Annotated in this window: 15 protein-coding genes, 2 tRNA genes and 1 CRISPR repeat array; of the genes, 5 read left to right on the top strand and 12 right to left on the bottom strand. The window is 56.2% G+C overall.

Going from position 1 to position 19,182, the window contains the following annotated elements; translation table 11 throughout:
• Window positions 1-16 precede the first annotated feature (16 nt).
• The gene (locus H6G52_RS13035) at window positions 17-481 is read right to left on the bottom strand and encodes a hypothetical protein (protein ID WP_099532096.1); all 465 of its coding nucleotides are present in this window, start codon (window positions 479-481) and stop codon (window positions 17-19) included.
• A gap of 182 nt (window positions 482-663) precedes the next feature.
• Here H6G52_RS13035 and psb28 point away from each other — a divergent pair, with 182 nt between their 5' ends.
• Window positions 664-1,005 (top strand): photosystem II reaction center protein Psb28, encoded by a 342-nt coding sequence (gene psb28 / locus H6G52_RS13030; RefSeq protein ID WP_099532117.1) that lies wholly within the window; start codon window positions 664-666, stop codon window positions 1,003-1,005.
• 99 nt (window positions 1,006-1,104) lie between these two features.
• Window positions 1,105-1,623 (top strand): molybdenum cofactor biosynthesis protein B, encoded by a 519-nt coding sequence (locus H6G52_RS13025; protein ID WP_190354756.1) that lies wholly within the window; start codon window positions 1,105-1,107, stop codon window positions 1,621-1,623.
• 236 nt (window positions 1,624-1,859) lie between these two features.
• Here the strand turns inward: H6G52_RS13025 and H6G52_RS13020 are convergent.
• The 3 genes from H6G52_RS13020 to murA form a co-directional block, all read right to left on the bottom strand.
• A tRNA-Leu gene (locus H6G52_RS13020) sits at window positions 1,860-1,940 on the bottom strand.
• 14 nt (window positions 1,941-1,954) lie between these two features.
• Window positions 1,955-2,818, bottom strand: coding sequence for a M48 family metallopeptidase (locus tag H6G52_RS13015; RefSeq protein WP_099532094.1), 864 nt, complete (start codon window positions 2,816-2,818; stop codon window positions 1,955-1,957).
• A 59-nt stretch (window positions 2,819-2,877) separates the two neighbouring features.
• Window positions 2,878-4,224 (bottom strand): UDP-N-acetylglucosamine 1-carboxyvinyltransferase, encoded by a 1,347-nt coding sequence (gene murA / locus H6G52_RS13010; RefSeq protein WP_190528980.1) that lies wholly within the window; start codon window positions 4,222-4,224, stop codon window positions 2,878-2,880.
• Window positions 4,225-4,675: 451 nt separating this feature from the next.
• On the opposite strand from murA, the gene H6G52_RS13005 reads away from it, so the two are divergent.
• Together H6G52_RS13005 and H6G52_RS13000 are read left to right on the top strand one after the other, a co-directional pair.
• Window positions 4,676-4,759, top strand: a tRNA-Leu gene (locus tag H6G52_RS13005).
• Between the two features lie 14 nt (window positions 4,760-4,773).
• A complete protein-coding gene (locus H6G52_RS13000) occupies window positions 4,774-5,550 on the top strand; it encodes an RNA methyltransferase (RefSeq protein WP_099532092.1) in 777 nt (258 codons plus the stop codon).
• Window positions 5,551-5,725: 175 nt separating this feature from the next.
• On the opposite strand, the gene H6G52_RS12995 is transcribed toward H6G52_RS13000, so the two are convergent.
• From H6G52_RS12995 to psbX, 3 genes are all read right to left on the bottom strand, one after another.
• Window positions 5,726-6,295 (bottom strand): biopolymer transporter Tol, encoded by a 570-nt coding sequence (locus H6G52_RS12995; protein ID WP_234406568.1) that lies wholly within the window; start codon window positions 6,293-6,295, stop codon window positions 5,726-5,728.
• A 28-nt stretch (window positions 6,296-6,323) separates the two neighbouring features.
• Complete coding sequence (locus H6G52_RS12990) at window positions 6,324-7,532, bottom strand: Ycf66 family protein (protein WP_190528871.1); 1,209 nt, start codon at window positions 7,530-7,532, stop codon at window positions 6,324-6,326.
• 136 nt (window positions 7,533-7,668) lie between these two features.
• Window positions 7,669-7,791, bottom strand: coding sequence for a photosystem II reaction center X protein (gene psbX / locus H6G52_RS12985; RefSeq protein ID WP_099533165.1), 123 nt, complete (start codon window positions 7,789-7,791; stop codon window positions 7,669-7,671).
• A gap of 258 nt (window positions 7,792-8,049) precedes the next feature.
• Between psbX and H6G52_RS12980 the strand changes: the two genes are divergently transcribed.
• Window positions 8,050-8,337, top strand: coding sequence for a YggT family protein (locus tag H6G52_RS12980; RefSeq protein WP_190528870.1), 288 nt, complete (start codon window positions 8,050-8,052; stop codon window positions 8,335-8,337).
• Between the two features lie 364 nt (window positions 8,338-8,701).
• A CRISPR array of direct repeats spans window positions 8,702-12,172; the repeat unit is 37 nt; unit sequence GTTTCAATCCTCGCCCAGCCCGGGGGCCGGGCGCTGC.
• Window positions 12,173-12,257: 85 nt separating this feature from the next.
• Here the strand turns inward: H6G52_RS12980 and cas7c are convergent.
• The 5 genes from cas7c to cas3 form a co-directional block, all read right to left on the bottom strand.
• Window positions 12,258-13,403: a type I-C CRISPR-associated protein Cas7/Csd2 gene (gene cas7c / locus H6G52_RS12975; protein ID WP_190528868.1), complete on the bottom strand. Its 1,146-nt coding sequence runs from the start codon at window positions 13,401-13,403 to the stop codon at window positions 12,258-12,260.
• A gap of 70 nt (window positions 13,404-13,473) precedes the next feature.
• Window positions 13,474-15,288 carry a type I-C CRISPR-associated protein Cas8c/Csd1 gene (gene cas8c, locus H6G52_RS12970; RefSeq protein ID WP_190528866.1) on the bottom strand — a complete coding sequence of 605 codons (1,815 nt, stop codon included), beginning with the start codon at window positions 15,286-15,288 and terminating at the stop codon, window positions 13,474-13,476.
• A gap of 9 nt (window positions 15,289-15,297) precedes the next feature.
• Window positions 15,298-16,002, bottom strand: a complete 705-nt coding sequence (gene cas5c, locus H6G52_RS12965) for a type I-C CRISPR-associated protein Cas5c (protein ID WP_190528863.1) — start codon at window positions 16,000-16,002, stop codon at window positions 15,298-15,300.
• 87 nt (window positions 16,003-16,089) lie between these two features.
• Complete coding sequence (locus tag H6G52_RS12960) at window positions 16,090-16,290, bottom strand: hypothetical protein (protein ID WP_190528861.1); 201 nt, start codon at window positions 16,288-16,290, stop codon at window positions 16,090-16,092.
• A gap of 187 nt (window positions 16,291-16,477) precedes the next feature.
• A complete protein-coding gene (cas3, locus tag H6G52_RS12955) occupies window positions 16,478-18,847 on the bottom strand; it encodes a CRISPR-associated helicase Cas3' (RefSeq protein ID WP_190528859.1) in 2,370 nt (789 codons plus the stop codon).
• Window positions 18,848-19,182 lie beyond the last annotated feature (335 nt).

Here is a 19,182-nt window from a genome sequence, read left to right as displayed (position 1 = left end):
ACTGGCCATGGCAAAATTACTGACCACGATAGTTGGACAGTCGCGCCAGGGTTGCCAAGGGTTGGACACCCGGATATTTTCGCCCCCGAATTTCCCAGGTAGGATAGCCCTCGATCCCCGCCTGTGCGCACAGTTGCGGCTGCGGGTTGCGGCCTCGGGGGTCGCACTCAATGTAGCGAATTTGGTTGAACGCCTGACCAAATAATTCCTTTTGATTTTGGCAATGGCCGCACCAGTAGGCTCCATACATTTTTGCGCCAATTTGCCGCAGGTGTTGGGCCAAGCCCCGGGGGGAAACCGCCAGCATCCCTTCCCAGGATTGTTCGATCGCCCCTTGAATGGCGGGAGCTGCGGCCTTGGCCGGGTTCGCTGGGGTGGCTGCTTCTGCCAGGGTCGCCACCAGTCCCGCTCCGGCCAGGGTGGCGGCACAGCTCAGAGCAATCCAAGCTTGATTCGTTAGCAAGTTGCGGTTAGGTTTCATAACCAATCCTGTTGTGCTCGTTGGAGTGCGGGTGTTAGGCGCGGGTTGCTAGGCGCGGGTTTGTAGGCATTGATGCACGGCGATCGGCGGCGGTTGCCCATTTGGTGGGGTGGAGGTTTTGTGCGATGATCGAACGACGCTTTTTGGCGGTTCATCACGCTTCAACTACCAGTTTTAACAATATGGCAGTCATTCAATTCATCCGAGGCATTAACGAAGAGGTGGTACCTGATGTCCGCTTGACGCGATCGCGTGATGGGAGCAACGGCCGCGCCATCTTTATCTTTGATAACCCTAAAACGTTGGCTGCATCCGCCGATCAAGAAATCACCGGCATGTACCTGATCGACGAAGAGGGTGAGTTGATGACCCGTGATGTGAAAGGCAAGTTTGTTAACGGTCAGCCGTCGGGCATTGAAGCCTACTACGTCATGACCTCGGAGAACGATTGGGAACGGTTTATGCGGTTTATGAATCGCTACGCTGAAGCGAACGGCTTGGGCTTCACGAAGGCTGACAGCTAGCGATCGCCCAACTACTCAATTAGCTACTCAATTACGCCTAGCCACTCAGCGCCCGACCATTCCACCATCCCAGAACCATGCCCGAGGGGGTGATCGCCCATGAGTCAGCCACAGTCCCTGGAGGGGCCCCATCCCGATCGCGAGTCTCTTCAGGTGCGTTGTGCGGTAATCACCGTCAGTGATACGCGCAATTTTGAGACCGATCGCAGTGGGCAACTGATTCGCGATCGCCTGACCTGGGCGGGCCACTCGATCGTGACCTACCAGATTTTGAAGGATGAACCGGCGCTGATTGCGGAAACAGTGTTGCAACTGTGCCAAAACCCAGATATTGATGCCCTGCTGCTGAATGGGGGCACGGGCATTGCGCCTCGGGACACAACCTACGACGCGATCGCCCGGTTGCTCGACAAGACTTTGCCCGGATTTGGTGAGCTGCTCCGGCAACTGAGCTTTGCAGAGGTTGGCTCACGGGCCATGGCTTCCCGGGCGATCGCTGGGGTTTGCCAAGGAAAGTTGGTGTTTTCGATGCCCGGATCGAGCAATGCGGTTAGCCTTGCCTTAGATTCTCTGATTCTGCCGGAGCTAATTCACTTGGTGACTCAGCTTCAGAAATAGCGGATAGAGATTCTGGGTTACAGATCGAAGTTATTGAAGTTACAGACCGAAAGTATGGATCGAAATGTTGATTTAGGAAGCTTCCTGGGTCGATTCAACCCGAGCTTAATTCGATCTTGCTTAATTCAATCTTAATTAATCACGAACTTAGTGATCAGTTGGGTGATCTGATCAATCGAGTGACTTAGTTTGATCGACTTCCAACTTGATTGATTTCTAATTTGATCAGTCAAAAGTGGGCAAGGAGAGATTCGAACTCTCATGGATTTCTCCGCCGCATTTTGAGTGCGGTGCGTCTACCGTTCCGCCACTTGCCCGTAGCGCTCTGCAATTATAGCGGATTTTTTGAAAAATGGTGCAACAAATCTCGATATTCTCGGCTGTGGGCCCAACGATCAATTTCACGGGCCCGTAACACGGGAACAGGATGGGTCAAAGTTGCGGTGCGAGCGCGTTTGAGGGCAGCTCCCAGTTGGGATTGGTCGATCGCGTCATAGGCCCGAGCCTGGGCCAGGAATGCTTCGACATTCAACAGGGGCGCAAGATTCGGCGAGCCACCCGCCAATTTCATCAACACCGAAGCCACCACCATAGGATCTTGCACGGCCAACAAAGCCGCTCGATCGCAGGTGAATTCTGCACAACGAGACCACTCCAGCAGCCGCTCCTGCAAACCCTGGGCGAACCACCGTCCCCACTCGGGCACTTGTCCCGCCGCCAACACCAACACGTTGGCCAGGGTCAGATAGAGGCTATGTTCACACTTGAGATGACCCAACTCGTGGGCAATCACCGCCTGGGTTTCCAGGGGGGTGAGCAAGTCCAACAGGGCCGAGTGAATGACCACGAAGGGCCGCCGCCCTCGCATGGCAAAGGTGTAGGCGTTGGGAACCGGGTGTTGGCGCACGTAAAGCTGCGGTGCTTCCAAGTCCAGCCGCTGGGCTGCCTCTTGCAACAGGTGGTGCAAATGGGGCAGTTGGTGGGGCCCCACCAACAGGCTGGCGGCAATGTTTTCGAGATACATCACCTCCTCCGCGATCGGGCCCACCAAATTACGCACCAGCAAATCCAACCCCGGCCAGCGATCGAGCGATTGGGTCGCTGCCAAATCGAGGGGGTGTCGAAATTGGTTGGCACGCAGCCCCAACAGCCGCAGGGGCGCTGGGGAGGTGGAATGCTCGGAACCGTCAGCCATGGTGTTGGAGAAAGGAAGATTTGGAGGATGGGCCGCGGGGCCCTGGCTCTGGCTTGAGTTTAGCTCACGGCTGCGGGCACTGCGCCCTCTGCAAAACCATTCAGGCGCTGGATGTTGGCCCCGATCGAGCGGAGTTTGTTCTCAATGTTTTCATAGCCCCGATCGAGGTGATGCAGGCCGCGGATGGTGGTTTTGCCCCGGGCCGCCAAGCCCGCCACCACCAGGGCTGCCCCCGCCCGCAAATCCGAAGCGGTGACCGGCGCACCGGACAGGAATGGCACGCCCTTGACGATCGCCACCCGGTCTTTGACCCGAATGTTGGCCCCCATGCGATTCAGCTCTGCCACATGGCGCAGACGGTTTTCAAACACCGTTTCGGTAATGGTGCTGCTGCCTTCGCAGAGGGTGAGCAGGGCCATGAATTGGGCTTGCATATCCGTGGGAAAACCGGGGAACGGCAGGGTTTCCAAATCCGTTGCAAACAGACCTTGGCCGGGAAAAACGCGAATACTGGTTCCCTCGATCGCCGTTTGCACCCCGATCGCCTCTAGCTTGGCCAAAGTGGCGCTCATGTGGTCGGGAATCACTGGCCCCACCAACAGGTCTGAGCGTGTGGCCGCTGCCGCCACCAAAAACGTTCCTGCTTCGATTCGATCGGGAATGACGGAATGTTCGGTGGAATGGAGCTTTTCCACGCCCTCAATCACCACCGTGTCCGTTCCTGCACCGCGAACCTTCGCCCCCATCGCGTTGCAGAAATTCGCCAAATCAATAATTTCCGGCTCCCGCGCCGCATTTTCCAGAATGGTTTCCCCTTCCGCGAGGGTGGCCGCCATCATCAAGGTTTCCGTGGCTCCCACGCTGGGATAGTCCAGATAAATGCGGGCCCCCGTGAGGCGCGACTTACCGCGAATGCTGGCGAATACAATCCCGCTGTCAATATGCACATCGGCCCCCATGGCCTGGAGACCCCGTACATGGAGTTCCACGGGCCGCGCCCCGATCGCGCAGCCGCCGGGCAGGGGGAACCGGGCCTCGCCCATCCGGGCCAACAGGGCCCCAATGGCAAAGAAGCTAGCCCGCAGTTGGCTCACCAACTCATAGGGAGCTTCGGCGCGGTTGATGTGGCGTGCGTCAATTTCCCATGTGTCGCCCAGGCAGCGGGTTTTCAGCCCCAGCGCTTCCAACACCTGACCCATCCGCGCCACATCCACCAGCAAGGGCACGTTACGGATTCGGCATTCTCCGGAGCACAGTACCGTGGCCGCCAACAGTACGAGGGCGGAGTTTTTGGCTCCACTGACTGAGACATGGCCGCTGAGTGGCTGACCACCCAAGATTTCTAGGATGGGTTCATCCGCTTCGCGGGAAGCAGAGAGGGGGGAAGTGCTAGACGGGGAAACTATGGCCGTGGTCCTCCAAAAACGCGCGCCAAGCTGAAATGTTGCGAGAATGCAAATTTCGTTTAGATTCTACACAACTCAACTTCCCTGGCAATGTTCTCCAGATCCTGAAACCCACGTATGGGGGGCGATCTGTCAATTCCGGTTTCGGCGCTTTCCCAGCAAGCTGAACCCCTGTCAGGGCGATCGGACGGGGCGGGTCGATTACCTGAGCCAATGCTCCTCGGAGGCGGTTAGCTTCGGACGGGGCGGGTCGATTACCTGAGCCAATGCTCCTCGGAGGCGGTTAGCTAGCGTCTGAGGGGTACTGGAGCGGGAGCAAAGATCATGGGCGATCGCTGGCGATCCGATCGCCATGGAACCCACTTTTTCAATGCTGCTCAAAAAAATCCAAAAAAAATTTCTAAAAGGGGTTGCGCTCCAGACTGAAAGTGCTAATATTGATTCCGCGCAAGCGGAACTGGCGGAATTGGTAGACGCGCAAGATTCAGGTTCTTGTGTTCGCAAGGACTTCCGGGTTCAAGTCCCGGGTTCCGCATCTTAAACGCCAACATGATTACAAGCGTCAAAAACCCACTGGTTAAGCAGCTTAAAAAGCTTCATCAAGCCAAGGGAAGACGCGAAGAAAATCAATTCTTAATCGAGGGAACTCATCTGTTGCAAGAAGCAATTGCAGTGGATTATTCCCTCGATTTTGTTTGTTGCACACCCACTTGGCAAGAAAAATATCCGGCGGATTTTGCGCGGGCGGCGGCCCATGCCCCGATCGAGCTGGTGGCCGAGCCAGTGCTCCAAGCGATTGCTACCACGGTGAACCCGGACGGGGTGGTGGCGGTGGCCCAGCGTTGCCCGATCGCCCCTCAGCGATCGCTCCAAATCGCCTTGGGCTTGGAACGGCTTCAGGATCCGGGGAACCTGGGCACGATCGTACGGGCGGCGGCGGCGGCCAGTTGTGACCAAATTTGGTTAAGTGACGACAGCGTTGATCTGGATCATCCCAAGGTGTTGCGCTCCACGGCGGGTCAGTGGTTCCGAATGCCGATGCAGGTGGCGGAAGATTTGCGATCGACTGTGCGTGACCTGAAGCAACAGGGCTTCAAGATTGTGGCCACAGTACCCACGGCCGACCTCAGCTATTGGGAGGCGGATTTGCGATCGCCCGTGATGGTGTTGTTGGGCAACGAGGGCGCGGGTCTTTCTCCGGAGCTAATTGCTGAGGCGGATACGGCTGTGCGCATTCCTCTTGCGCCGGGGGTTGAGTCCCTGAATGTGTCGGTGACGGCGGCACTCCTGTTGTACGAAATTCAACGCCAGCAAACCCGGGCCTAGAAACCCATTTCAGCCCAGCGCTTCACCCAAGCATTTCTCTCCAAATTTTCAACCAGAATCCTCAATCCAACTCTTCAACCAGGGTCTTCAATCCAAAACTTTAACCAAAATCTTTAACCAAAATCTTTAACCAGAATCTCAGGCCCCAGCCTGTAGGGTTGAGAACTGAGAAGTGCTAGGGTTCCGTGCTGGGTTGGGGTTGTCCTTCTGGCAAATCCAGTTCGATGTTGGTTCCCCGATCGAGCACTTCAATATCCCACTGGCCCCGGGCCCCGCTTTCAAACACAATAAAGCGACCATCGGGACTGATGCGGGGCGATCGCACCCAACCGCGATAGCCCTGGGTGAGCACTTGAACCTGGCCCGTCGCCCGATCGTATAGCTCAACTTCTGGGCGGGCGTAGTCGCTGGCCAGATAAACCAAATAGCGACCGGTTTGGCTGAGGCTGGGTTGCTCGGCGATCGCGTCTCGGCGGTTTAACCGAGGCAGCTCAATGAAGCGGCGCTGCTGCAAGTCAAATAGCAAAATCTGGCGGTTGCCCCCTCGGTTGGAAACAAAGGCCAACATCCGCCCATCGCCGCTGAGACTGGGCTGCTCATCGGCATAGCGGGAATTGAGGGTGAGGGGAATGTTGAGGTTGGCTCCGTTGCCGCAAGCAACCAGGAGCGCGGCTGTGCTGAGAACAACCGCGCTCCGGCTTAGGGCCCGTTGACCCAATCTGAGGGACGATCGCAAAACGGACAAGGGCGTTTAGGGGAAGTTTCGCTGGAGGTTAGCGTTCAAACTTAACGGGGCGATCGAAGTCGTCTTCGTAGCGATCGCTGCCATTACCGTCGGAAAAACGGGCTTCCGAGTCACGGCTGCTGCCCAGGGAGCCATCACCTTCTTCGTCCTTGGGACTCAAATCCAGGGGCGGACGACTGCTTGCCTGGTCGGCGTAGCGATCCCAATCTTCTTCGGTGGGTTCCGGGTCGATCGGTTGATAGGACACATAGCTATCGGCGGGTTCCACCTCTGCGGCATAGCCATCGCTGTAGCTGCTTTTGCGGGCGGGCGGTTCGTCAACGTAGTTGGTGCGGCTGACCGGTGGCTCATCGGCCAAGGGAGTTGCGCCAGAACGACGCTTGCGCGTGGGAGCGCGATCCTCGGGGCCGCTGGGTCGATCGCGCCGACTGCGAGGGGATCGATCGGGCTGTTCCCAGCGATCTTCCCCCCAAGATTCCTCCGATCGGGTGGGGTCAACTCTTGTGGAGTCAACTCGCGTGGAGTCAGCAGCGGGGCGACGGCTCGATCGGCTCACGGGCGGCTCGCTCCAATCGGCTCCCGTTTCGGGGCGGTTGGGCGGGCGCTGGGCGGGCCGACGCTTGCGAGGAACACCACCACCATCGGGGCTGGCTCCGGCACTGGGGCCGCCAAAGGAATCGCGGTCATCGCGCGGGGGGCGTTGGGTCGGCGGTCGGCGGCGCGGCGGCGCATCATACCCACCATCGCGACTATCGCGGCTGTCGCGGACTTCACGGCCATCGCGCGGTCGGCTGCCATATTCCTTGCCATATTCCTCGGCGGCGCGGCTGTCGCGGCTGTCGTCGCTGCCCCGAATCCGGCGATTGTAGGGCTGGCGCTCGATCGGCTCCATGTCATCCAGCTCCGCCCGATACACCCGACTCACGGGCCGATCGTCATCCACCAGGGGCGCAGTGCGCTTGGCCTGCTCCGTGGTCACGTTCCGCAGCCGAATACTTTCGTAAGCGAAAAAGATGGCTGACCCTGCCAAGAGGAATTGGCTGAATTGCAGAATCGGATCCAGCCGCCAGCTATTAAAAAACAGAATGCCACCGCACAGCAGACCCACCGCCGCGAAAAAGATGTCGTAATCGCGGGCCAGTCCTGGCTTGTACGATCGAATGAAATAGAGTGCAGCGCCCGCCACCGCGAGGATGATGCCGATGAGGCTGCCCCAGCTAAAGCCAACGTTAACCATCGTCCCTCAAGAACGTTACGGGTTTATTCTAACGACGAACGGCGGCTCCGATGGGGTTACCGGAACCGCCGTCCTTTGCGGGCGATCGCGCCGAGGCTATCCCAACCGCAGGGGCTGAGCGGCACGACAAGCAACCTTAGAAAGTGCGTTTTACCTTGTCGTTCTGGCTGATGACGATCAAGCCAACGGTAATCGGCAGCACCACAATTACGGCTCCCAAGAGCAGGCTCCACAGGAAATTCGCCAAAGAAGCAGTCATAGTTATCCTCGGATTGAAAACGCACAATTGGCTCTAGGGTTGTATTTTATCGCCCGATCGACGCTCTGTCGCCCCAGCGGAATTGAGAATTTCCCAGAATGATCCGTCAAGCTTTACGATCATCCGTGCTGCGGCTGATATCTCCGAGCGGGGTTGGGTGGCATCTGGGCCGGGCGCTGCCCTCTGAGCCAGATTTTGCGCTAGCCATCCCCCCGAGGCCGATCGCCCGCCCTTCTCAATTTCTACCCCAAGTTCGGCATGAGTACCGTTGTGATTGGATCGTGGGCCCTGAGCCTGCTGTTGGGTCTGTTCATTTTGTTGTTCATTGTCCGAATCGTGCTGACTTGGTATCCCCAGGTGGATGCCCAAAAGTTGCCCTTTAAGTTGGCGGTGACTCCGACGGAACCCTTTTTGAAGGTGACCCGCGCGATCGTCCCCCCGATCGGCGGCGTGGACATCAGCCCGATCATTTGGGTTGGGTTGGTGAGCCTGTTGCGTGAAGTGCTGCTGGGGCAACAGGGGCTGATCACCATGAGCTTGAACTAACCGAAATGCCGGTTTTTAGCCCAGTTCAAACCTAGGAGCTAACTCATAAAGAGAATCTAAAGCCGACCCGGTTTTAGAGCTGATTTATAAAGCGACTATTAATCCTCGCCCAGCCCGGGGGCCGGGCGCTGCTGATTTTGGGTCATAGATTGCCTCAGCCGTCCAAAAAGTGTTTCAATCCTCGCCCAGCCCGGGGGCCGGGCGCTGCCTAAAACTTCCTGTACGATCGCCCGGTGTCCATTGTTTCAATCGAGTATGGGTCAGATTCCCCGCCGCTCTGCGGCGAAAACAAAAAAACCTGCAATCCAAATCTTCAGGTTTGGGAGCAGATCCAATTCCATACCCCGTCCGCTTGCGGCGGGGTTCTTGATTCCTCGCCCAGCCCGGGGGCCGGGCGCTGCCTGACCGTTAGAAAGGTTGTAGGGCTGTTGATTGGTTTCAATCCTCGCCCAGCCCGGGGGCCGGGCGCTGCTTGATCCATGTTTAACACGTTTTCGAGCGCCGATCGTGTTTCAATCCTCGCCCAGCCCGGGGGCCGGGCGCTGCTGCTTTTGACCTGGCCAGCGCCGCGCAAGGAGTCGCTGTTTCAATCCTCGCCCAGCCCGGAGGCCGGGCGCTGCCGTAAACCCTAGCCACCCCGCCCGCGCGGGGTTTGGTTTCAATCCTCGCCCAGCCCGGGGGCCGGGCGCTGCGGAGGAGGACGCTTCTCTTGGGTTGATTGGCAAGCCGGTTTCAATCCTCGCCCAGCCCGGGGGCCGGGCGCTGTGCGGCCAGAGCCGCGCAACCAGGTGGCCAGATCGGGTTTCAATCCTCGCCCAGCCCGGGGGCCGGGCGCTGCGAGCCTGAGCATGGGCTATCTCTCTCGGAAGTTTGCGTTTCAATCCTCGCCCAGCCCGGGGGCCGGGCGCTGCTTGATGGATGCTTTCGAGACCAACTTGGGGGCAAGGTTTCAATCCTCGCCCAGCCCGGGGGCCGGGCGCTGCATCGCAGCACGATCAACAACGCGGCCATGGTGATCGTTTCAATCCTCGCCCAGCCCGGGGGCCGGGCGCTGCCACCCGAAGCCTTAGCGATTCAGCAATGGATCAATGGTTTCAATCCTCGCCCAGCCCGGGGGCCGGGCGCTGCCCCAACCTGGGATTGGCGATCGGGTGGCAACAGTGGGTTTCAATCCTCGCCCAGCCCGGGGGCCGGGCGCTGCCGCGCTGATGGCGAGGCCAACGGAAAAGCCGATCGGGTTTCAATCCTCGCCCAGCCCGGGGGCCGGGCGCTGCCCGATCGCCCCGGCTCGAACCCCTTGCACACCAAAAGGTGTTTCAATCCTCGCCCAGCCCGGGGGCCGGGCGCTGCCAGTAGCAATTGCACCGATCGACCCACGCCTAGAAGTTTCAATCCTCGCCCAGCCCGGGGGCCGGGCGCTGCGGCGATCGCCTGACAGATTAGCGATCGTTAATCAACTCGGTTTCAATCCTCGCCCAGCCCGGGGGCCGGGCGCTGCGCCCAAAAGTTTGAGGATTGGCTCAAGGGCATTGAGTTTCAATCCTCGCCCAGCCCGGGGGCCGGGCGCTGCGCCGAAAAATCAGCCACTCAAAACCCTGGAAGCCATGTTTCAATCCTCGCCCAGCCCGGGGGCCGGGCGCTGCACCGATCGCCTGAATAGACTCGGTAAACTTGCCCGGTGTTTCAATCCTCGCCCAGCCCAGGGGCCGGGCGCTGCATGCGAGGAGATGTTGGTAAGGCGCGGTGGTGGGCAGTTTCAATCCTCGCCCAGCCCGGGGGCCGGGCGCTGCGAGGACAATGATGTTTTATTCAACGCCTTGTTTGGTGTGGTTTCAATCCTCGCCCAGCCCGGGGGCCGGGCGCTGCAACGAAGTTTCAAGCCTTTCAGCCCCTATATATAGTTTCAATCCTCGCCCAGCCCGGGGGCCGGGCGCTGCGTTTGGTGGATTGGTTCGCGGTAACAAGCGGGCCGTCGTTTCAATCCTCGCCCAGCCCGGGGGCCGGGCGCTGCCAAGACACCCAAACGGCGGTGGCGGCCCAGGTGGTTTCAATCCTCGCCCAGCCCGGGGGCCGGGCGCTGCTTAGATATTTATATAAATTCGACTTATCAATCACCGTTTCAATCCTCGCCCAGCCCGGGGGCCGGGCGCTGCCCAAAGGCGATGCTGTTGCGGTGCGTGGTAATACGCTTGTTTCAATCCTCGCCCAGCCCGGGGGCCGGGCGCTGCTGCACGGGTTGCTGATGAGTTATCCAAGCGTTTTAAGTTTCAATCCTCGCCCAGCCCGGGGGCCGGGCGCTGCATTGCATCCATCCCATGCCAGCGGTTGCCCTGAGCTTGTTTCAATCCTCGCCCAGCCCGGGGGCCGGGCGCTGCCTTGACAGAATCAACGTACTCTTCTGGTACGACAACTTGTTTCAATCCTCGCCCAGCCCGGGGGCCGGGCGCTGCGGGATAGCTCAGGGCGTAAGAGGCCACCATGGCCGGGTGTTTCAATCCTCGCCCAGCCCGGGGGCCGGGCACTGCCAACTGTTTGACCAATTCCATTGTCTCAGGATAGACGTTTCAATCCTCGCCCAGTCCGGGGGCCGGGCGCTGCTGATCGGTGACCAGAACATCCACACCACCAGCCTGTTTCAATCCTCGCCCAGCCCGGGGGCCGGGCGCTGCCGACCGGCTTGTATCCCTTGGCATCTTGCACCAGGTGTTTCAATCCTCGCCCAGCCCGGGGGCCGGGCGCTGCCTTGGGCAATTCCGAGGGCGGTGGCCGCGGCCCGGTTTCAATCCTCGCCCAGCCCGGGGGCCGGGCGCTGCAAGCGCAAGCCCCAAGAAACGACCCCAGACGATTGGGTTTCAATCCTCGCCCAGCCCGGGGCCGGGCGCTGCAGCGCTCTAGCCGCAAATTTAAGACGATTTCCCCTGTTTCAATCCTCGCCCAGCCCGGGGGCCGGGCGCTGCCTACGATTGCGACTCAGGCTCACCGCAACCCCGGTTTCAATCCTCGCCCAGCCCGGGGGCCGGGCGCTGCCAAAGTAACTGCGCTACCAACCAGCTCTAGATCCTGTTTCAATCCTCGCCCAGCCCGGGGGCCGGGCGCTGCGGCATTTCGACCTAGACTCAAACCCCGGTGCGTTTATCGTTTCAATCCTCGCCCAGCCCGGGGGCCGGGCGCTGCCTGGAGCAAGTTTGTCGATCGCCATGACCCAGAAACCGGTTTCAATCCTCGCCCAGCCCGGGGGCCGGGCGCTGCCGTCGCCTGAGTGGCCACACCACGCGCAAGCTGTTGGTTTCAATCCTCGCCCAGCCCGGGGGCCGGGCGCTGCTTATCGGGCCCAATGCCAACTCGCCCGATCGCTCAAAGTTTCAATCCTCGCCCAGCCCGGGGGCCGGGCGCTGCGGGGCGGAAAAAGAGTTGGTAATTGCTGACAACTCTGGGTTTCAATCCTCGCCCAGTCCGGGGGCCGGGCGCTGCTCGTCCTCATCGGGCCTTGCTCTTGCTGGGCATACTGTTTCAATCCTCGCCCAGCCCGGGGGCCGGGCGCTGCGCAGGATAACCACCCGTCCACTGGCCCATTTCAGGTTTCAATCCTTGCCCAGCCCGGGGGCCGGGCGCTGCATCAGCGATGGGTTATGCACGCCCATACACTTACCTGTTTCAATCCTCGCCCAGCCCGGGGGCCGGGCGCTGCGATTGCAGCGCTGTCGATCCCAACGGCCATCCCTAAAGTTTCAATCCTCGCCCAGCCCGGGGGCCGGGCGCTGCCTATTGTCCTAGCAGGAGTTGACGCGGGTGTCGTCGGTTTCAATCCTCGCCCAGCCCGGGGGCCGGGCGCTGCAGGGTTTACGAACTGGCCTGAACCAAAAGATAAGAAAATGTGCGGAAGCCAACTAGGTTGAGAGTTGGCTTCCGCCAAGGCCTAATTAGCCTTCAATCAGCTTGGTTAGGGTGACTCCTTGGGGCCAATTTGTTTCGTCTAGTTCAATGACGTAGTGATCGAACGATCGCGGTGTATCGACCTCAGGACGCTTTTGCACCGAAATGCGATCGAACAATTTGTGGGCTGGTGCATTACCCAATGGATTTTCATGGGAAAAGATATATAACCCACGCACAGCCATTAGCCCGCGACTAGCCGATCGATCCACCACTTCAAACATTCCTTGAACCGCTTCCCAAAACAGTTCCAAGTCCCGATCGGTCACACCGGTTTGCTTGGCCAAAGGAGCCGAAAAGAAACCATAGCCTCGATATAGACCGTAAGAGATTTTGGTTTTGCGCCCGATCGTTTGTAGCTTTTCACGATCCTTCGCGTCAGCAACTGCTACTCGTGTGATTGCCAAATCTTCTGGAAAAACTGGGTCAATTGACCGAGAAAAGGTTAATTGCATGGGCCCACGAACCTGACCAGCATTCAAACCAGTACTCATCACTGCCCCAAACATTCGCACATCAAAGAAATTGGCGCACATCCAGTGCTTTGCCTTCTCCGTATTTTGCAAGCTCTTCTTGGGCTTGCGAGAATTTTTAATCAGGTCTTCCACCAATTTTTTGACAGCCTTCCATTCCGGTGAAGCCTCAGCCTCTTGTAGTTGTTCTTTCAATTCATCGGCATCTAGTTCACCGCTGTAGCGCAACTTTACAACGGGATCATTGTTGTCATCATCTTCTTCAAACAGAGTAAAACTTGAAGGTAGGAATTCACGAACTTGGTATAGTGCCTCCAAAACTTTGGAGTCCCTAACCGTTTCTTCTGACGGTTGACCAACTGGTAGTCCTTCAGCTAAATAAGCCTCGCGAATTTGGTCATTCAAAACGCCGTGATGCTTGACAAAAAGCTTAAGCCGCCTTGCTTCTTCACTATTTTCTGCCATCAGATCGCCATAGGTAGCGATCCAGTTGCGAATCTTGCGTTTTAAGCAAACATCCGTTACCAAACCATGCATGGTTTCCATATCAACCCGTGGAAGATTGCCACCATCTGGATCGCCGTTGGGATTTCCATCCAACACATCAAACAACAGCACAAAATCATGGCGACGCTGAGCATTAGTGTGAATTGCGGACATGATTAAGCTCCAGAAAATTAATTCAAGTGATCAAGCAAACAGCATGACTGGGTGCTAGCAATAGGCTTGGCTAAACAGAATTAGCAGCCCGATCGCGAATTTGCTGGCGGTTGTGTGCTTGTTGGTGGTAATAGCCAATGGCGAAAATAGCTTGCTGCTGCATCGAAAGGCGACTGGGCAAATTGGGCAGATCACGATCGGGAATTTTGCTAAGAATTTCCTCCAACTCCTCTTGAAACCGGTTGTGCTGACCTGGTTTTTCCTTGCGAAGTTTGGATAGATTGGCTTGAGCTTTGCCAATAATTTTTCCCAGAAGATAGCAAGGGCTGATGGACATGGAGCCATAGTATCGATCGGCGATCGGGGCATTAACTTTGCCCAAGGCGGCATACTGAATCCTGTCAACTTGCGCCAACAGACGACCAGCATGGTAGGCGAGGCGATCGCCCAATTGCTCATCTTGAAATTGCGGATTGCGAGTTAGGCTTTCCATCGCATTTTGAGGCTCATTCATGTTGATTTTTCCTTCCAAGGTCAGAATTAGCTTGAGCAAAGCAGCCCTTGTGTGGGTGATGCTGCCCCCTTCGACTCGGATTCGACGCAGGAGGCGATCGAGCAAGTCAGCAGGCAATGGCCGCCCTTCAATAGCTGCCAAAAACAGCGCTGTTGGAGTTCGGGACAACATGTCCTTTGGCTCGCGATAAGCACAAGCAGCTAATTCATAGAGTCCAAAGAATTCGCGATTTTCCTCATAGAGTGAGTCAATTTTTTGCCCCTGAAACCAAATTTTCAGGTTGTGATTGACTGACTCGATCGTCACATCAATCCAGCTACGAATGACCGCTCTGGCATTGTTGGCAGTGAGCGCAATTGCGAAAAAACGTTGAGCGAGGGCTGCACTTGTCTTCTCGCTGGTTTTCTGAGCAGTTATTGGTGATTTCAGTAGATTCTGAATTCTTTTTGAATTCAATGGATCACGCGGCTTGCCCAAGATCTTCAAATCAACTGCTTCAGCACCCTGTTGCACCCACCAAACATAGACACTATCCCCAATGCGAAGACTGTCGTTTTCACTGGCAATAAGGGCATTCAGCGCCTTAGCAAATCCTTCCGCTGCTGGCCGTGAAATGGGAGAAGTCAGGGAATTTGCCAGCCCGAAGGATTCAAAGGCAACGGAATTTGCAGAAACCAAAGCTGTTCCTGAAGGTTGTCCATTGGGAAGACCTTTAATGAAAAAAGGTAATCGTTGTTCCAATGGGCCATAGGTTCCGGTTACCAAACACCAACCCATGGGACGTTCTTGTCTATCTGATGCTGTTTCACCAGATGTGTAAGCAGCCCAAAATTGTTGAACTTTTTCTAGATTCGCCTTGTTCTCTGCGGGAATGAGTGCGGGGGCATCGGAAAAATGAACTCGAAAGGTGATAACTTCACTGGCATCAAACTCAGAAGGAAGCTGCAAATTGAGTGAAAATTGCGATCGCTGTTGAACAGGATCCCAACTTTCCAAAAATTTCAAAATGGCTTCTACAGCGGGTTCTTGAGTTGCACTAAAACAGTTAGCAACTAGGTCTTTGAACTGTTGATGGCATTCGGCAACACGCTCTGGCTTAGAGGTCGATCGGGCGGCTCCCAGGACATACTCCCCCGTATCTGCCAACAGCTTGGGCTGAATGCCTACTGTGCGGCCAATGTGGGGAACAATAATTTTCTTGCCTCGTTTTTTCCCCTTTCGTGACTCCTCGACCATTGGAGTCATCAGGCTTGTTCCGATCGGTCTTCCCTGTTGATCAATTTCAATCAGCCAACTGACTGGCGAAAAACCATACATTGATGGTGTTTCATCAATTCGGGTTGCCAGCTTGGCCAACTCGCTCAGAAGCATAAGCGCCTCCTAGGATAAGGGTTGTTCAGGAATGGTCAGCACACCTTGTTTTAAAGAAGCCCGAAAAAAACGAGGACGAGCCTGAGCCGTAACGATTCGATCGCCCGATTGATCTCGTTTGCGATAGCTAACCGGCCCCTTCGGCTGCTCTTGGAATTCCACGTCATACAACATCAAACCCAGTTCACGATTGAGACTGGGATCTGCACAATCAGCAGAATGATCGGGATTTGGCTTCTCAAAGAATGCTGAAAATTCCCTCGTTCCCAAATAGGGTTGATGGTGACACTGGCCTCGCTCAATTCGCCTCTGGAACTGATCGCGATATTTGGCCACATCAGCGGCCGCATGGGGCAAAACTTCAATATCCAAATCAACCACATAGGCCACATCTTGCAAACAAAGGGTGTGCCTTTGGGCCCGATCGTCATCGGCAAAATAGGATCCTTCGCCTTTTTTGGCCCAACCTTGGGCAGTGGCAAACACTTGGCGACTATTCACCTCATTGCGCCAAATTGAAAAGTATTTGATGGGCTTCAGAACATGAATTTTGCGAATTTTGTAGCGCATTTCTGGCTTCCAGAAAATGGCTTCGCAGGCTCCCCGCATTGCACTTGGGGTGGGCACATCATAGGAAATGCGTTCTACTTTGAACTCAGGGCGTGTAAAGCAAGCATAGGGCGCGGTAAATTTCACCCTCAATGAATTTCCCATGGATTTTGTCTCAGTAAAAATACTGAACTAACGGCTTGAGTTGCCCTGTAATCCAATTGATTGCGAAGGCAACTCACCACTTCCGAATCACCAAATTCGCCGTAACTCTTCGGCTGAGTCGCGGATGGTTGCACATTCCGACTTGGCCGCCATTTGCAAAGTTGACTCCAAGCACTGCACACCGGTTTTGATTGCGAATCGCAGGGCTGGGCTTCTGCTGGTTTTGTAAATCTCGTGAAGGATCGTGCTGAGGGGGCGAACTTCTAAGATGTTGAGCTGTTGGTTCACGGCATAGCACTCCTGTGCTGATCGAGTACGATCACACAGTAGCACATTTAAACAGAACAAAGTAAGAATGAATGCTGAGGGGCGGATGAACCGCCCGCAAAATCCTAAACGGAACAGAGTAAGTTTCAATCCTCGCCAGATAAAGCTTCTGACGCTTCGACTTATACATTACGCTATTCCTCCGGCTCTACTGATTAGAAATTTCGGGAATGAGATCGGCTGGGTCGTATTGGATAGGTTGGCCATTGATCTCAATTCCGTAAAGTTGCCGATCGTAGCCCCCTTTCCAAAACCACAGCCCAGGAACAACCTCACGGCGGCAATGGGCTGATTGGTTGAACTCGTAGAAGCGCAGGTTCACCATGTAGGGCTGGAGCGCATCGCGATCGCCCCTGTTTAGGGAACCGGAGCGCTCAATTTTTTGAATCAGGTTGTTGGCGCGATCGTCGTACTGAACCACCACGGGCACGGTCTCATCTTTCATCAACGAAAATTGCTCGGCTACTTCGGCATAGCTCCAACTTTCTCGGCTGTTCTGGATCTGTTGACCCCGATCGCGCCCAACCGTTTGGTACAACTCCTGAAAGTACTGCTCAAAGGTTTTGGGGTCGTGTAAGGCTTGATTCACGCGATCGGTCTGAAGATAGCGATTGGCCGTACCAACGGCGGTTTCGTAGCTGCCATCAGGTAACCGGCCCTCTTGGGGAGAGAAAATCACCACTTGTCCCAAAATTGGCTCGCCTGACTGATCACAAAGATTGCCCTCTCGGTTGCAGCGGCCGGCCGCTTGCACAACGCGATCGAGCGGCCCCTCAGCCCGATAGACCAGCGGAAAATCAATATCCACCCCCGCCTCCACCACTTGAGTAGCCACCAGCAAGCAAGGCAGCCCTGACCGCAGGCGATCGCGCACTTGGGCTAACACCTGGCGACGATGGGCCCCACAAAGCAAAGTGGAGAGGTGAAAGAGCGCCTCGCGGGGCCAGCCAGCGCCTTGCAACGCAGCCACGACATCCAACGCATTGCGGCGCGTATTCAAAACGATGAGTGCTTGGTTTGCCTGCCGGTTTTGCAAATCCGTCACCAAATCCGCCCAAGACCAAGATTTCGGCGGCACAACATAGTTCACCCGTTGCAACTGTTGAAAATGAGCTTTGGCCAGTTCCGGGGGCACAATATCCCGCACTTGGTCGGTGGCAAATCCTTGAAGATAGCCATTTTGACCGGCGAGGGCGGGTTGGGTGGCCGTGCAAAGCACCACCGTCACGCCATAGTGGGTGACCAACTCACGCAGCACACAAAGAATTGGATCCAACAGCTCAATCGGGAGGGTTTGCACCTCATCCAGCACAATCACGCTGTTGATTAGGTTGTGTAATTTGCGGCAACGACTCGGCCGATTGGCAAACAAACTATCGAACAGTTGCACCGTTGTGGTCACAATCAAGGGAGCATCCCAGTTTTGGGCAATTAACCGGGCCCGAGCAAAGGCCTGGCGAGCATCCTCGGCGAGATCGTCACCATGCATTACGGATTCGTTTTCGTTTTTGGAAGGTGCTTCTTGCCAAACAGCGCTGTGGTGTTCCAAAACCGCCTCGGGGCCCAGTTCAGCTTGAAACAAATCGCGATAGACATTGACGGTCTGTTCAATGATGCTGGTGTAGGGCACAGCAAAGATGACACGCGATCGCCCATGGGCCACCGCATGGTCAAGGGCAAACCGCAGGCCGCTCAGAGTCTTGCCGCCGCCCGTGGGGACACAGAGCCGAAATACACCCGGCGGTTGTTTCGCCGCTTGCTGACAAAGTTGATAGATTTCAGCTCGAAGGCAATTGAGGGGAGATTGGGGATTTTTTAAGGGTTTCAGGATTTTTTGGGCATAGGCACGCTCAAAGGTCGATTGCAATTGGGCAATTGTGATTCCCAAGTGGCGCTGGCTCGATTCTGTGGGCTTAAAGTGCTGCTCCGTATCCAAATAGTCCGCATCAACCAAGCAAGAAAACAGAAACCGCCAAAAAACTTCCTGTTGGTAACAATCATCATTTTCTGCCGGAGCATAATCAGTTAAATCCTGATCTGGCTCCAATTCAATATCGGTTTTTTCCGCTTCCCGCAAGACCGCTTGATAGGCCTGTTCAGTTTTGGCTCTATGGTTACCGGCTAGCTTGCTATCCATATCCGCCAAGTTAGGAATACCGGCATGATGACCAAAAATGATCATGGCCAGTTTGCAGCCCAGCTCGCCGGGAAGTTGCTGCTCTGCTAACTTTGCGCCGTGGACTGCGTGAGGAACAGACTTGGGCGCTGGGCTATTTTGTCCGTGCCGGGTTGCCTGGTGACAGTGGTAGAGATAGTCCTGAAACTTAGGGTTATATTTGCCCAGGTCATGCCAAAGACCAGCGTAGTAACCTAGGCGATCGGCTCCTAGGGGGACGGCAAATTGTGCGGTTAGGCGAGCCACTTGCTGCAAATGGTCGCGCAGGCTATGCCATCGATCGGAATCTTGGGGCGGCGTATGGGATACCGGTTCCTGGGGACGGGGGTATGGATCACTCATGATCAGCATGATGCCCTAGGGACATGATCAGCAATGATTGATCATTATGTCCCCCAGAATTTGAGTTTTAGTGAAATTAATGAAATTAGTACAATTATTAATTTCTATACATAAAACATCTGCCAAATATTGACCAGATATTCGCCAGATACAGCCTTTACCTAAAATAATTGGCACGCCATATCGCAAATGCCATGAAGCAACAGTTCGGTGGGCACTGCCCACCCTTGTATGTGGAAGGCGGTGGAGAAGGAAGGTTAAGCTCAGGCATAATCGACCATCTCCCATCCGGTAGAGACTCTGGACGCACCCTCAAGCCTTGGAGCTTGGCTCGT

This window comes from Limnothrix sp. FACHB-881, assembly GCF_014698135.1.
Classification (GTDB): domain Bacteria; phylum Cyanobacteriota; class Cyanobacteriia; order CACIAM-69d; family CACIAM-69d; genus CACIAM-69d.
This window is presented reverse-complemented; position numbering and strand designations above follow the sequence as displayed.